The 14,256-nt window shown below is 38.0% G+C and carries 11 protein-coding genes and 1 pseudogene; 6 read left to right on the top strand and 6 right to left on the bottom strand.

Annotated elements, in window-relative coordinates; all coding sequences use genetic code 11:
- Positions 1-94: 94 nt before the first annotated feature.
- Positions 95-442, top strand: a pseudogene (locus H6G08_RS28885) (MGH1-like glycoside hydrolase domain-containing protein); the annotation flags it as partial.
- Here H6G08_RS28885 and H6G08_RS28880 read toward each other — a convergent pair.
- Positions 430-606, bottom strand: coding sequence for a hypothetical protein (locus H6G08_RS28880; protein WP_242046314.1), 177 nt, complete (start codon positions 604-606; stop codon positions 430-432). The pseudogene H6G08_RS28885 and the gene H6G08_RS28880 sit on opposite strands and share 13 nt — an antisense overlap.
- Before the next feature lie 393 nt (positions 607-999).
- Here H6G08_RS28880 and H6G08_RS28875 point away from each other — a divergent pair, with 393 nt between their 5' ends.
- Together H6G08_RS28875 and H6G08_RS28870 are read left to right on the top strand one after the other, a co-directional pair.
- Entirely contained in the window at positions 1,000-1,578 is a 579-nt protein-coding gene (locus H6G08_RS28875) for a Uma2 family endonuclease (protein ID WP_190549378.1), read from the top strand.
- A 418-nt stretch (positions 1,579-1,996) separates the two neighbouring features.
- Complete coding sequence (locus tag H6G08_RS28870) at positions 1,997-8,353, top strand: AAA family ATPase (RefSeq protein ID WP_190549376.1); 6,357 nt, start codon at positions 1,997-1,999, stop codon at positions 8,351-8,353.
- A gap of 4 nt (positions 8,354-8,357) precedes the next feature.
- Here H6G08_RS28870 and H6G08_RS38570 read toward each other — a convergent pair whose 3' ends face one another.
- The 4 genes from H6G08_RS38570 to H6G08_RS28855 form a co-directional block, all read right to left on the bottom strand.
- Complete coding sequence (locus H6G08_RS38570) at positions 8,358-8,480, bottom strand: hypothetical protein (protein WP_313943082.1); 123 nt, start codon at positions 8,478-8,480, stop codon at positions 8,358-8,360.
- 96 nt (positions 8,481-8,576) lie between these two features.
- The gene (locus tag H6G08_RS38565) at positions 8,577-8,762 is read right to left on the bottom strand and encodes a hypothetical protein (protein ID WP_313943080.1); all 186 of its coding nucleotides are present in this window, start codon (positions 8,760-8,762) and stop codon (positions 8,577-8,579) included.
- A complete protein-coding gene (locus H6G08_RS28860) occupies positions 8,759-9,001 on the bottom strand; it encodes a V-type ATP synthase subunit I domain-containing protein (protein WP_190549374.1) in 243 nt (80 codons plus the stop codon). The genes H6G08_RS38565 and H6G08_RS28860 overlap by 4 nt, the downstream gene beginning before the upstream one ends.
- 9 nt (positions 9,002-9,010) lie before the next feature.
- On the bottom strand, positions 9,011-10,186 hold the full coding sequence (locus H6G08_RS28855) for a response regulator (RefSeq protein WP_190549372.1): 1,176 nt from the start codon (positions 10,184-10,186) through the stop codon (positions 9,011-9,013).
- A gap of 654 nt (positions 10,187-10,840) precedes the next feature.
- On the opposite strand from H6G08_RS28855, the gene H6G08_RS28850 reads away from it, so the two are divergent.
- The 3 genes from H6G08_RS28850 to H6G08_RS28840 all read left to right on the top strand — a co-directional run bounded on the left by H6G08_RS28850 (position 10,841) and on the right by H6G08_RS28840 (position 13,253).
- Positions 10,841-11,545 carry an RNA polymerase sigma factor gene (locus H6G08_RS28850; RefSeq protein WP_190549370.1) on the top strand — a complete coding sequence of 235 codons (705 nt, stop codon included), beginning with the start codon at positions 10,841-10,843 and terminating at the stop codon, positions 11,543-11,545.
- A 517-nt stretch (positions 11,546-12,062) separates the two neighbouring features.
- Positions 12,063-12,950, top strand: a complete 888-nt coding sequence (locus H6G08_RS28845) for a C2 domain-containing protein (protein WP_190549368.1) — start codon at positions 12,063-12,065, stop codon at positions 12,948-12,950.
- A gap of 90 nt (positions 12,951-13,040) precedes the next feature.
- Complete coding sequence (locus H6G08_RS28840) at positions 13,041-13,253, top strand: hypothetical protein (protein WP_190549367.1); 213 nt, start codon at positions 13,041-13,043, stop codon at positions 13,251-13,253.
- Between the two features lie 650 nt (positions 13,254-13,903).
- Here H6G08_RS28840 and H6G08_RS28835 read toward each other — a convergent pair.
- Positions 13,904-14,095 carry a hypothetical protein gene (locus tag H6G08_RS28835; protein WP_190549365.1) on the bottom strand — a complete coding sequence of 64 codons (192 nt, stop codon included), beginning with the start codon at positions 14,093-14,095 and terminating at the stop codon, positions 13,904-13,906.
- Positions 14,096-14,256: the final 161 nt, after the last annotated feature.

The following is a 14,256-nucleotide window of genomic DNA, read 5'->3' as shown; positions in this document are numbered from 1 at the left end:
AAATGAATTTATAATCACAATCAAACTAATATATTTTAATCCTTCGCCCAAAAATAACATATTTTGGGCTATTTTTATCAGACTTTTCTTAACATTCAACATTTCTGGTCCTACAGGTTCTGGTCAATTTGCCAATTTAAAAGAAGTTGCAATTGAGTTATCCCATAGGTTAATGAGTATTTTTGCACGTAATGAAGCCGGATATCGTCCCGTTCATGGCGGTAATTCTCTGTTTCAAACTGACCCTCATTGGCGTGATTTGATTTTGTTCTACGAATACTTTCACGGTGATAATGGTGCGGGATTGGGAGCCAATCATCAAACAGGTTGGACGGGGTTAGTTGCCACTCTCATCTATTCCTGTGGTAGTGTTTACCGTTCTTGTCAAGTTTTGCCACAACCAGACAATACAGGGCAAGCGATCGCCTCTCAACTGCGGTAAATAATATACATACCACCGATATAGAGAGTAATCAGTGCCAGCCCATCCCAAGAAAGATATAATCTTGATGGTCTGGCAGCACGGTAAATTAATCCCACAATTGCCACTGAAGTCATCATCAATGCCACAACAGCTGTGAAGATATGCTCCTTTGCCAGCAACAAAATATCTGCTAGTTTAACGTGAGCAGGTTGTTCGGTTTCAAAAAAAAGCGTTCTAACTCGTGGGAAAGTTTAGCCATAAAATATCAAAAATTACTACAGTTCATTTCATACCAATTCACGAAATTACTGATACAAATCACTTCCTCTGCCCCTCTGCTTCCTCTGCCCCTCTGCTTGCCTATGTGTATCATTTTTAAAGTGAAGCGGTATCAGCACCCTGCAACCAAGATAAATCACAATCATAACGAATTATAAATCTTTGTGGAAGTTTGTTGAGAAAGCAAACCACAGCAAATTTACATTGCACTGTTGCTTAACAGGTAAACTCAGGGAGTTTGTGCTAGTCTCCCTAAGCTCCAAGCTAAAATCAAAACAAACTCGAAAAATCTTGCTATGGTAGCCTCCCAACAACCGCAAAAAATGACTATCGAGGAATATCTTGCATGGGAACCCCTGCAAGACCTTCGTTACGAATATGTTAGTGGCGAAGTTTTTGCCATGACAGGTGGTACAATTCCCCATAATGATATTGCACTGAATTTTTACACAGCTTTACGTCCACATTTACGTGCTAGAGGTTGTCGAGTGAATGTATCTGACGTAAAAGTGCAACTTACACCTACAAGTGCTTACTATTATCCTGATGTTGTTGTCAGTTGCGATCCTCAAGACTTCAATGCTCGAAAATTTATTCAAAACCCTAAAATAATTGTCGAAGTTCTCTCTCCTGGTACTAGCAGCAAAGATAGAGGCGAGAAATTTACTAATTACCTGCAAATTCCTTCTTTGCAAGAATATTTATTGATAGATTCCGAAAAAATCTCTGTCGAACGCTACTGTCGGGGAGAGGGAAGAATGTGGCTTTATTATCCCTATACTGAGGGAGATAAGATTAGCCTATCTAGTATCGAATTTGAATGTGCGATCGCACTTCTGTATGAAGGCGTTGTTTTGGGAACAGAAGCACAATAGAGTTTTTGATATCAAAGAACAGATTGCGATCGCCCTGGAAACATTCAATAATCCAGTAGACTGGACGAATTATTAATTTCAACCCTACCTCAAACCAGCCTGAAAAATCTGAGATGGGGTGAGATTTAATTAAGTGGTGATGCTGATAGCATTCCTAACTTTATGGACAAGGGATTTAAGAGTAGATATCCCACACAAGCTTTCCTATAGTGATGTGGTGGAGGAATCGAGATCAAGCGGATTGTCAAGCACGAGTAAAATTTTTTGCCTATACTGAGACATTGACAACCTAGAAAGATAAAATATTAGTAACAATATAGACCCAGACATTTACTTAGAAGTCGCTCTATATTTTATAATCATAATTTGCTATAAACTTTATTCCCTAAGCTTTTCAGGCTATTTTGTTACTCTCTATATGATTTCACAGCCAGATGTCACAATTGTCAGCCAACTTTACGAAAGTGCTAATTCATTCGTATATCGAGGCATATTTAATACCAATCGGCAAACCGTAATTTTGAAACTCCTCAAGGAGGATTATCCTACACCTGCCGAACTTTACCGCTATCAGCAGGAATATGAAATTACTCGTAGTCTTAACTTAGAAGGAATAATTAAAGCTTACGAGTTGAGAAAATACGAGAATACCCTTCTGATGTTATTGGAGGATTTTGGTGGAGAGTCTTTAAAAATTCTGTTACCAAACATTTCGTTTTCTTTACCAGAGTTTCTTAACCTCGCTATCCAAATCACAGATATTTTAGGCAAAATTCATCGAAAAAATGTCATTCATAAAGATATTAATCCATCTAATATTGTCTTCAATCCGCAAACAGGACAATTAAAAATTATCGATTTTGGTTTATCTACCCTTTTATCTCAAGAAAATATCGCCCTCCAAAGTCCGAATGTTTTAGAAGGGACATTAGCTTATATTTCTCCAGAACAAACAGGACGCATGAATCGTGCAATTGATTACCGCACCGATTTTTATTCTCTTGGTGTCACTTTCTATGAATTGTTAACAAAACAGCTTCCTTTTGATTCTGATGATGCACTTGAATTAGTCCATTGTCATGTTGCTAAACAACCCCTAAGTCCTCAGGAAATCAACTCAGAAATTCCCATAAATGTCTCGGAGATTATCATGAAATTAATGGCGAAAATGCCTGAAGAAAGATATCAGAGTACTTGGGGAATTAAGGCAGATTTAGAAACTTGTCTGACTCAATATAAAAGCGGTGCTATCCAAAGATTTACTTTAGGATGTCAAGATATTTCCCATCAATTACAAATTCCGGAGAAACTTTACGGAAGAGAATCGCAAATTGAGAGTTTATTGACTGCCTTTGAGCGCACAAGTCTTGGTAAAACTGAACTCATGCTTATTTCTGGATACTCTGGTATCGGGAAATCAGCTTTAGTTCACGAACTCTATAAGCTAATTACTGAAAAACGCGGATATTTTATTAGCGGAAAATTTGATCAACTTCATCGCGATATTCCCTATCAAGCTTTAGTTGCTGCGTTTCAAGAATTAGTGCGTCAATTGCTTACCGAAAATCAATTGCAATTACAACAGTGGCAAGAGAAAATTTTAGCTGCATTGGGAGCTAATGGACAAATTATTATTGATGTTATTCCCGAAGTTGAACTGATTATTGGTAAACAACCTGCTGTCCCCGAATTACCTTTTACAGAAGCACAAAATCGGTTTAATTTAGTTTTTCAAAACTTTATCCAAGTATTTTGTCAAAAAGAACATCCCCTAGTTATATTTCTAGACGATCTCCAGTGGACAGACAGTGCTACATTGCAATTGCTCCAGTTAATCATGACTCATGCTAATAGTCAATATCTGTTTTTGATTGGAGCTTATCGAGATAACGAAGTCAGTGCAACTCATCCGGCTATGCTGACTGTTGCAGAAATGAATCAGCAGGGGTTAGTTGTTAATCATCTCTCCCTTTCACCCTTAAATTTCCATCAAATTAATGAATTCATTGCAGAAACGCTGAAGACTAATTGTATCCATACCCAAAAATTAGCTCAGTTGGTTTGGGAGAAAACACAGGGTAATCCTTTTTTTATTAAGGAATTTATCAAGTCGCTTTATACAGATAAATTGCTGAAATTTGATACTAATGCTGGCTCTTGGTTTTGGGATTTGGAACAAATTATCAATAGTAGTATAACAGATAATGTTGTTGAATTAATGACAGAAAAGATTCAACGCTTATCAGAGTCAGCACAAAAAGTTTTAAAATTAGCTGCTTGTATTGGTAATTCTTTTGATTTAAAAACTCTGGCAGTTATTAATGAGAAAACTCAAAGAGAAACGGCTAAAGAATTATGGGAATCTATGCAAGCCGGACTGATATTACCTATCGGATATGACTACAAATTTATGCAAACAGAGCGAGAATTGCATGAATTAAAAATTACTTATAAATTTGCTCACGATCGCATTCAGCAAGCCGCCTATTTCTTAATACCCGCAAAGGAAAAGCAAGCAGTTCACTGGAGAGTTGGACAACTGTTATTACAAAACACTCCGCCACAGTTACAGCAACAAAAGATTTTTGATATTGTCAATCAACTAAACTTAGGTATTGCAGCAATAGATACTCAAGAAGAACGAGATAAAATCGCTCAATTAAATCTGATTGCTGGGAAAAAAGCGAAAGCCTCAGCCGCCTGGAAAACTGCTGGTAATTACTTCAGAATTGGTAGGAATTGCTTGAGCGGAGATAGCTGGCAAAATCAGTATGATTTAACCTTAATATTATATGTGGAAGCTGCCGAAGTAGCAAGTTCCTGTGGCAATTTTGAGGAAATGGATAAATTAGCTGATATAGTTCTACAAAAAGCTAATTCCTTGCTAGATAAAGTAAAAGTTTATCAAATCAAAATCCAAGCTTATACATCACAAAATCATCCTATACAAGCAATTGATACCGCACTGGCAGTATTAAAAATGTTAGGAATTTACTTTCCCAAAAAGCCGAATAAAATAGATATTTTACTCAAACTAGTAAAGACAAAATTAAGTTTTCTAGGCAAACGAATTGAGGACTTAAGCGAACTGCCAGAAATGACAGATCCTTACAAATTAGCAGCGATGCAGATTTTGTCAGATGTGGTAGCACCTGCTTATTTTGCAATACCAGAACTCTTTGCTTTAATTGTGTTTACACAGGTCAATTTATCTCTCAAATATGGTAATACAGCTACTTCTTGCTATGCTTATGCTACTTACGGATTGATTCTCTCTGGGGAAGTTATTGGAGATATAGAATCAGGCTATCAATTCGGTCAACTTGCTCTGAAATTGCTGAATAAATTCAATGCCAAAGAACTGAAAGCTAGAATATTTTTTGTGGTTAATTTCTTTATTAAACATTGGAAAGAGCATATTAAAGAAACCTTAACACCTTTGCGGGAGGCTTATGTAATTGGATTGGAAACGGGAGATTTAGAATACGCTGCTTATGCGGCAACTTCATACACCCATCATGCATACATTCTGGGACAAGAATTAGCAAAGTTGGAACCAGAAATGGCAATGTATGCTAATTCTCTCAAACAATTGGGACAAGAAACAGGTTATTACTATATCCAAATCAATCGGCAGCTGATATTAAATTTAATGGGAGAGGCTGAAGATAATTGTCGTTTAATCGGTGAGAGCTATGACGAAGATAAAATGCTACCGATTCATCTGGAAGCCAATGCCCAAAATATTTGTCACTATCTCTATTTTTATAAAATATTTCTCGGCTATCTATTTCAAGATTATCAGCAAGCTCTGAAATATACCCGTTTAGTGGAAGAATCCCAAGATAGTGCTGTTGGTAGTATTCCCCTAGCGGATTTCTACATATCTCTAATTTACTTAGCTATCTATGCTGATGTTTCTAAATCCGAACAAAAACGCATCGAAAAGCAGGTGAAAAGCAAGCTAAAAAATCTTAAAAAATGGGCGCATTTTGCACCAATGACTCATTTGCAAAAATTCTCTCTAGTGCAGGCAGAATTGCATCGAGTTTTGGGAGAATATACTCAAGCGATTGATTGTTACGATCGCGCTATTACCTTAGCGAAAGAAAATGACTATCTCAATGAAGAAGCTTTAGCTAATGAACTGACTGCTAAATTTTACCTCAATTGGGGAAAAGCACAAGTTGCCCAAGGTTATCTGATTAATGCTTATCACTGTTATCTGCGTTGGGGTGCGATCGCAAAAGTTAAGGATTTAGAACAGCAATATCCGCAACTTTTGCAGCGTTTTACCAAAACCAATATATCTCTAGATTCACGCCACAGCATACCTAATACTTCTGGTAGTACTGCTGGTGAAGTTTTGGATTTAGCCGCACTGATGAAAGCTGCTGTCGCAATTGCTAGTGAAATTGAACTAGATAAACTCCTCGCAACTTTAATGCGAATTCTGCTATCTAGCGCCGGCGCACAAACTGGCTATCTCATTTTAGAATCTTTGGGAGAATTACGAGTTGAAGCATCTGGTGAGGCAAACTCTGAGCAAATTCTCGTATTGCAATCAACTCCTATCGAAACTTGTCTACCTGCATCAATTATTTACTATGTTGCTAGGACTCAGGAAGGACTGATTGAAAGTAATGTTGCCCGTGAGGGTAGATTTACTCAGGACAAATATATTAAAAAATACCAACCAAAATCAATACTTTGTGCGCCACTGCTGAATCAAGGGCAATTAATTGGGATTGTCTACTTAGAGAATAATCTTGCAGATGATGTTTTTACACCAGATCGCCTGAAACTAATACAAATGCTTTCGACACAAGCCGCGATCGCGCTCAATAATGCTAGACTTTATACTCAAGTGCAATCGACGCAAAACCGATTGAATAAATTTCTCAACGCCATTCCTCTAGGTATATCAGTTCACGATGCCAAAGGACAACTGGTTTATGCTAATCAAGTTTCCCAGCAGTTACTCAAGATTCAAGATTTAGTCAAAGCTGAAGCCGAACAACTTGCACAAGCCTATCGCATATATCGGGCGGAAACTGGACAGATGTATCCATTAGAACAGCTACCCATAGTGCGATCGCTGGGCGGTGAAAAAATCAGGGCGGATGATTTGGAACTACACTCAACTGAGGGAATCAAGCCCTTAGAAGTTACCAGCACGCCAATTTTTGATGAAACTGGTAATGTAGAGTATGCGATCGCTACTGTTCAAGATATTAGCGATCGCAAGCAGGCACAGAAAACCCTGATTGAAAATGTGCGGTTAGAACAGGAAATTAGCGAACGCAAAAAAATAGAAGCAGAACTTGAACAAGCTAAAGATGCAGCCGAAACTGCTAACCGCGCTAAAAGCACATTCCTGGCTAACATGAGTCATGAATTGCGAACTCCCCTAAATGCGATTCTCGGATTTTCTCAGCTGATGAACCAGGATACAAATCTTTCTAGCGAACAAAAAGACAACCTGGAAATTATTCATCGCAGTGGAGAACATTTATTGACATTAATTAACCAAGTGCTTGACTTGTCGAAAGTTGAAGCCGGGCGCATGGTTTTATCCACAACTAACTTCGATTTATATTACTTACTAGCAGATATCGAAGATATGTTTGCATTGAAAGCCAAATATAAAAACTTGCAGTTGCAATTTGACTGTGCCCTTAACGTTCCCCAATATATCTGCACAGATGAAATTAAATTGCGGCAAGTACTGATTAATTTAATCAGTAATGCCATTAAATTTACCTCCTCTGGGAGCGTGTCTGTTAAAGTGGGTAGCAATGCAGACATCCACAAAAACAAGGGAGAAACAACTATTAGCTTTGAAGTCACAGATACAGGAGTTGGCATCGCTGCTGAAGAACTAGAGAATTTATTTCAGCCCTTCGTGCAAACCTCATCAGGGCAGCAATTACAGCAAGGAACGGGATTAGGATTAACAATTAGCCGTGAATTTGTGCGCTTGATGGGGGGTGAAATTACTGTCATTAGTAGTCAAGCTTTTTACTCTTCTGGTACTACTTTTAAATTTGACATACCAGTAGATATTGCTGAAGAATGCGTAATTAAGAATCCATCGAAAAGCGATCGCATTATTGCCTTAGCTCCTAACCAACCTCAATATCGTATTTTAATAGTGGATGATAAAGATTATAACCGCCAATTGTTAGTTAAACTTCTCAAAACCCTGGGTTTTGCAGTCCAAGAAGCTAATAATGGTGAAGATGCAATTAAAATTTGGGATGAGTACTCACCGCATCTAATTTGGATGGATATGCGAATGCCGATAATGGATGGTTATGAAGCTACCAAACGCATCAAAAGCACAACTAAAGGGCAAGCCACTGTCATTATTGCTTTGACTGCTAGTGCATGGGAAGAAGAAAAAACCGTAATTTTATCTGCTGGCTGCGATGATTTTATCCGCAAACCTTTTTACACAGAAACTATATTTGAAATGATGGTTAAACATTTGGGAGTCCGTTATCTTTATCAAGAACAAAAACCACCTTCTCACACTCCTAATCTAACTGTAGAACCGTTAAGTTTAACCGATTTATTCGCAGAAATGCCAAAATCATGGATTATAAATTTGCATGAAGCTGCCCTTGACGCAGATGCAGAATTAGTCTTACAACTCCTAGAGTTAGTTCCTGAATCTCATGCTTTAGTTCGTCAGACTTGCAAAAATTGGGTCAAAAAATTTCAATTTGAAAAGATTTTAGATTTAACTGAACCATTGATTGATGAACAATAAAAAACTAATCAAAAATAGAAACTACATTAATAGTAGATACTCTAAACATCGGCTTTGTGTTTTTCTCAGTTGTCACAAATTCCTCTGCACCAACTGACAATGCCGCAGCTACATGAAGCGCGTCCATAGCGGCTAAACCATATTGACAAGCAATATTATAAGCATCTTGTATTACTTTTTCTATGTCGTTATTCCAGTAAATGACGGCACTAAAGAATGATTCTTAAAATTCAGCTTCTGCCGTTTTTCGATTGTAAATTGCTTTAGGTATTACCTCCATTTTGATGAATTCTCTCGAAGCAAATTCACGGTTTGAATCTGCTAAAACTTCCAAAGCTTTTTCTGAATCTGCTCCCACACCACGCGCCGCAGTTACTAGCACTCCAGAATCAATAAAAGTTATCTTCATGCTTCAGTTTCTTCTAATCCCCCACGACGACTAGCAATTTCTTTTTCAATTTCATCTTGAGTTAATAAAGGTTCGCCAGAAGCAACAATTCGAGAGCGAATTTCGCGTAAACGTTCTCCCAAGGGAGTTTTATTTGCAGAGGTTTTCAAGCGAAGAAATTCCACAAAATCTAAAACTTCCTCTTGTTTGTCTCGTGGAAGGGAACGCCACTTAGTTAATAACTCTTGTTCTGCACTCATTTTTACTACCTACCTCTGATAATTTAGTTTAGCATTGTTCCATATCCCCTGCTCCCCTACCTCCCTCATCTCCCCATCATCTTTAACCTCGCGTACAGTCATCGAAAAGCCATCACCCAATTTCAACGCTATCAATTCATAGCATTTTGTTTGCATATTGGTTACCCAAAAAAATTCTTTTTCCAGGGTTTCTCCTGTTTCAACTACCTGCATTAACTGTTCAAACAATCCGGGAATGAGTTTATTGAGAAATTGCTTCTGTCCTAAATTATTAGTCAATTCTTCTCGTTTTTTATCCAAAATTTTAGCAAAGACAGGATTAACTAATAAATAGCGAAAATCTTCAATTTCTCCAGTTAGCATATCCCTCACGGCTTGCATAGCAGCAATTCCATCTCTGGAACTATTCAACAAACTGGCAAGGAGGGCGCGAGATTGGTAGAGAATTTCTGCGGTTTGTTGATGTTTCTCAATTTCTTGCCGCAGTTGGCGCTTTTGCTGTTGCAAAGTCAGGTGAGTTTGAATACGGGCGATAACTTCTTCAGTTTGACATGGTTTAGTAATATAATCTACTCCCCCCACTTCAAAAGCTTTGACTTTATCAAAAACTTCGTTTAATGCACTGAGAAAAATAATCGGAATATCTGAAGTTTCTGACTCAGCTTTCAGAATTGAGCAGACTTGATAGCCATCAATATCCGGCATTTTGATATCAAGTAAAATCACATCTGGTGGATTGTTGCGGATAGTTCGTAATGCCATATTACCATTAGTAACACTGCGAACTTTGTACCCCTGTTTGCTTAAGATATCGTTTAAAAAATGCAGGTTTTCAATCAAATCATCAACAATTAAAATATTACCTTTCGGGTCTTCAGTTTGATAGGTGTCACTATCGGAAATTTCGAGAGATGATTGAGTAAAGGTAGCACTTCGTCGTAAAAGTAAATGGCGAAAGTTATTTTTAGTTACTTTTTCTTCTAGTAAATCTGAAAGACGTTTCCATAATAATGAGGCTAAATCTTTAATATGCCCCACACTCATATATAAACTATCCGCCACAGCGTTGTAGGGTTCGCTTTCCCAAGCGGCTTTGAGGATTTCTTTCTCCGGGATAGTTAGTTTTTTACCTATTTTGGATTCTAGGGTCGAGTCTACCCATTTGATTGCTTCTTCAAGGGTCATGATATGTTTTTTAAGGGTTTTTAATGAGGAGATAATGTATTTTATTTTATACGTACTATGGCAATTGGCGATCGCTACTACTTCCGGTAAATGTTTTCGTATTTAAATATTATTTACTTTTATAGTTTTACATTAACCGTATTTTCTCGTAAATTTTTCCAAAAGAGAATAGATTTACTATAGTATTTATTTATCATTACCCTTAAGTATTGGTATTATACATTTCTCTTATTAGACGCTTTACCACTTGCTTTTGTGAATTTTATCGAGAGCTAGCCTCAATATAAATACTTGATATTAAAAAATATTTCCAGCAAAATCCGACTCATCCGACCAAAATACCCGACTTTTCCGACTATTACACAGCAGAGAATAGTAGTAACTTTACATACGAGCAGCAAATACCACGCTAGTGAATGTCCAAAACTTTACTAGTATCATTACTAACTCAATATTTATAAGTACAATTAAGTATATATAAATACTGGATTAGCAAAATATATACATTGATTAGTTTATTTACCCAAAAACACTGTAAATCTTCTAAATATAATGCTTCAGCCTAGTTGCGGCTAAAAAGTGAGTAATTTTTTATACGTTAGACCTTGGAAATCGAATTGCAATCAAATTAATTAGATTGTTGAGTGTCACATTATGGTATTTTCTCCAGCAGTTTTCTCTTCATCAGAGCGTAGTGGTTCTGATGATGTAAGTATGACTTTTTGGCAGCAATGGCAACAGTATCAAGATTATCTTTATCGTTGCTGCGTCAAGTGGATGGATGGAAACCCAACTGATGCTGAAGACGCCCTCAGTCGAGCGATGCTGAAAGCTTGGGAGAAGGCGCAAAAGTATGCGGGGGAAATTGCTAATTTTAAGGCTTGGCTCATGACGCTGACTCGTAATCTCTGCGTGGATATTCATCGAGAACGCAGTCGGGGGGCGAATCGAGTTGAGGATATAGAAAATTACGCTTCTGATGAAGAGCAAGGAATGGTTGATTTTGAGAATACGCCCTTATGTGCTGTGGAAAATAGCGAGAGAAACATGGTGATTCGTCGCGCTATTGATAACTTACCGACAAGGCTACGCGAGACATTTATTCTGCACTTTTATCAAGAACTTTCTTATCCAGAGATTGCCCAACAACAAAATATTTCCTATCAGAATGTCTGTAAGCGTATTTCCCAAGCGCGGAAGATTTTACAACAGGAGTTAAGGGGATATTTTATCGGGGAGGAGGGAACGGATAGGGATAAATCTGTGACACCAACTGCAACAAAGTCAGCAATTGGGGAAATGTCCCAGAGGAATGAGGGAGTTGAAGCCAGAGCAGAAGAGACGGTACTTGCAGGATAGCAGGTAAATTTGTCACTACCTGTGCTAAAAGAGGCGCATTTTGGAGACAGTTTTCTTGGGTGTAGTGAGTTTAAAAAATTTGTGCGATTGAAGAGTTCACAATTTTTGTTCGGGAAGCGTCTTATGAATGTAACTATCAACCAAATCATAGTCAATGTAATACCTCTCAAGGGTATGAACAGAAAGCTGTAGGAGTTAACAATACCGTTGCCAATTTACGAGGGTGGGTTGATGATGCTTTCACCATTAACTCGCTGTTATCTAATGTTTGGCAAAAACAATAAGTCCTAAAAATTCCTTCCAGGTTTCCATATTGGATTTTTTTGGCGTATTGTCGCCGTATAAAGGGTTTGAGCTTCCAACCTCCCTTATAAGCTGAACGCTTATGTATGGGTCATTTTGCCATTTTTGCCAAAATTTGTTTACCCTCTTATTTTGGCAAAGGTATTGAGTTAAAGGAATTGGTTGATGATATCGCTTTCAGTAACAAAAATATCTCAGACAAAAGGAGAATGGAATGGCTAAGATTGTATTAAGCAAACTAAAATGTATAAAAACATCAAGTGGCGGTGGTGCGGATGATGTATATGCAAAATTTTTTGTAGATGGACAGCAGACTCAAAAATGGCCAATTTCTGGTGATTATGATATGCGCGTCGGAGATGAAGCATTCATCAACCAGACATTTAGTTTTAATAAAGATTTGAAGGTCGAGCTGTGGGAATATGACAGCACTTCAGCTGATGACTACATGGGTACTCACGTATTTTCTGCAACAGGTTCAGGTTCAGGAAAGATAACGCTAGCCGATCCAAAAGAAGGGAATGTCTATGAATTGGGTTATGAGTACCTGACAACTAAGATCAAGGTCGCCAGGCTTCATTCGGCGAAGTGTGTAGCCATGTCAGAGAGTGTAAATTCTGATCTCGTTAGCAAGGCTGTAAGTTTGTCAAGTGACGTTGCAGCAGCAGCAGCTAAAGTACTGGGTCAAACTCCGAACCCTAAAGCTCAATTGGTTGGACAAGCTCTGGAGGCAGGTGCAACAGTTTTGAAAGGAATTCCAGGCTTGGTAGATGCAATTGGTAAAGCAGGAAATTACCCAGATGAGCTGTACATGACTTTTACTAATCAACCGGGAATTGCAAAGCGGTTTTGGCCTCAACCCGGTAAATACTATGAAATTTATGCGGGTCAAATTGTACGGTTTGATGAATTGCGTTATCCTCTCACTCAGTCTTTAGATGTCAGCCTTTGGGAATACGATTCTGTTTCCGGAGACGATCAACTCGGAAGTTTCGCAATTGATAAGGAGACAGAGATAGGAACTTATGTAAAAACAGTCACAAGTGCGAGTGAAGCTTCTATCTATTTAGTCGCATACACCGTGGCAGAAGAACAGTGGTAATTACACAGTCAATAGATTAAAAGTAGTGCGATTACCAGAAATTGGCACAATGAGTGCGGGTTTTTAGATCGATCTTGGCTCTGACTATCATTGCTTCAGCGCGATCGCCCTACTTATCCAACAAGCGATCGCTCTTCTTTCATCAAAGCCATTTTAGCAAAGAGCGATCGCCCTACTTATCCAACAAGCGATCGCTCTTCTTTCATCAAAGCCATTTTAGCAAAGAGCGATCGCCCTACTTATCCAACAAGCGATCGCTTATCTTTGCTCACAGTCATTTTCACCAAAGAGCGATCGCTCTAGCATAAGATACTACTTCCCTGGTTTGTCTAGATTTATGGCTCGGCGATCGCATACTGCGATCGCTGATTGAATTACCCGACTTTGCAGACTTCATGAGCCGACTTTGCCGACTGACAGGAAGAGGGGAGAGGAATCAGGATAGATAAAGATGCAAAGCAAGAAAGGGGTTGCTGCCAACAACCCTTCGCTGCTTTGCTTATTCACGTCATAGATGTAGAAAAACAGAGGTAAAACAAAGTGAAGAGAATTTGTTTAGCCCTCTTAAATTACTATCAAAAGCGCAGTAGGTAAATGCGTTGACCAAAAAAAAATTAGTGCAGCAATGGATGATGCTAGCGAGGAGAATATTAAACAGTTGCTTGAGACAAAATAAGCTTTTATCAAAAGTGATAATTATTGATAATAAAAGAGCCTAAAATTTGTAATTGTAAGAGTAGCTCAAAAACAAACTATTGCCCGAATTAATCCGTTGCTTACCATCAATTAATTAATTGATGGTAAGCAATTGGTGATAGCCGGACATAATTAAAACCTCCACACCTCAATCCAAGATTATAAGTTTGGAGGTTTAAAAATATTTAATTCATGGTATTAACCAGACATGACTAGTTATCAGAGCAGAAAAAATTCTGTATTAAAAGTTGGCAATTTTACCAGCAATACCAGACTTTTCTACCATTTACGATCCTTTGGCGGCATGCCTGGTTTGTTGTACCTTCAATTTTTTCACCTTGTTGGCTCATTTTAGCTTGGTTATCTTGGCTGCCTTGGTTAATCTGACTAGCGTGTGCGGGAATAGCAAGCGCCATTAATGTGGTAGCAATTAGTAGTGTTTTTTTCATGGTTTAAGTTCCTTAACTCTTGTTTATTTATAACATTAACACTCTGATGTTCGTCAATAAAAATATCATTTATTTTGGCAGCAATTATTTCTTGAGAACAACGCAAAATATTATAGTAAATCCGACTTTTCCGACTTAAATATCCGACTCTACCGACTGAC

Source organism: Calothrix anomala FACHB-343 (assembly GCF_014696435.1).
Classification (GTDB): Bacteria; Cyanobacteriota; Cyanobacteriia; order Cyanobacteriales; family Nostocaceae; genus Aulosira; species Aulosira anomala_A.
Note: the sequence above shows the minus strand (reverse complement) of the source record. Positions and strands in the feature narration are given on the sequence as shown.

Bases quoted from the DNA above. Each gene is read 5' to 3' on its own strand.
- H6G08_RS28875 (WP_190549378.1), top strand. From the start codon at position 1,000: ATGGTAGCCTCCCAACAACCGCAAAAAATGACTATCGAGGAATATCTT.
- H6G08_RS28870 (WP_190549376.1), top strand. From the start codon at position 1,997: ATGATTTCACAGCCAGATGTCACAATTGTCAGCCAACTTTACGAAAGT.
- H6G08_RS38570 (WP_313943082.1), bottom strand. From the start codon at position 8,480: ATGGACGCGCTTCATGTAGCTGCGGCATTGTCAGTTGGTGCAGAGGAA.
- H6G08_RS38565 (WP_313943080.1), bottom strand. From the start codon at position 8,762: ATGAAGATAACTTTTATTGATTCTGGAGTGCTAGTAACTGCGGCGCGT.
- H6G08_RS28860 (WP_190549374.1), bottom strand. From the start codon at position 9,001: ATGAGTGCAGAACAAGAGTTATTAACTAAGTGGCGTTCCCTTCCACGA.
- H6G08_RS28855 (WP_190549372.1), bottom strand. From the start codon at position 10,186: ATGACCCTTGAAGAAGCAATCAAATGGGTAGACTCGACCCTAGAATCC.
- H6G08_RS28850 (WP_190549370.1), top strand. From the start codon at position 10,841: ATGGTATTTTCTCCAGCAGTTTTCTCTTCATCAGAGCGTAGTGGTTCT.
- H6G08_RS28845 (WP_190549368.1), top strand. From the start codon at position 12,063: ATGGCTAAGATTGTATTAAGCAAACTAAAATGTATAAAAACATCAAGT.
- H6G08_RS28835 (WP_190549365.1), bottom strand. From the start codon at position 14,095: ATGAAAAAAACACTACTAATTGCTACCACATTAATGGCGCTTGCTATT.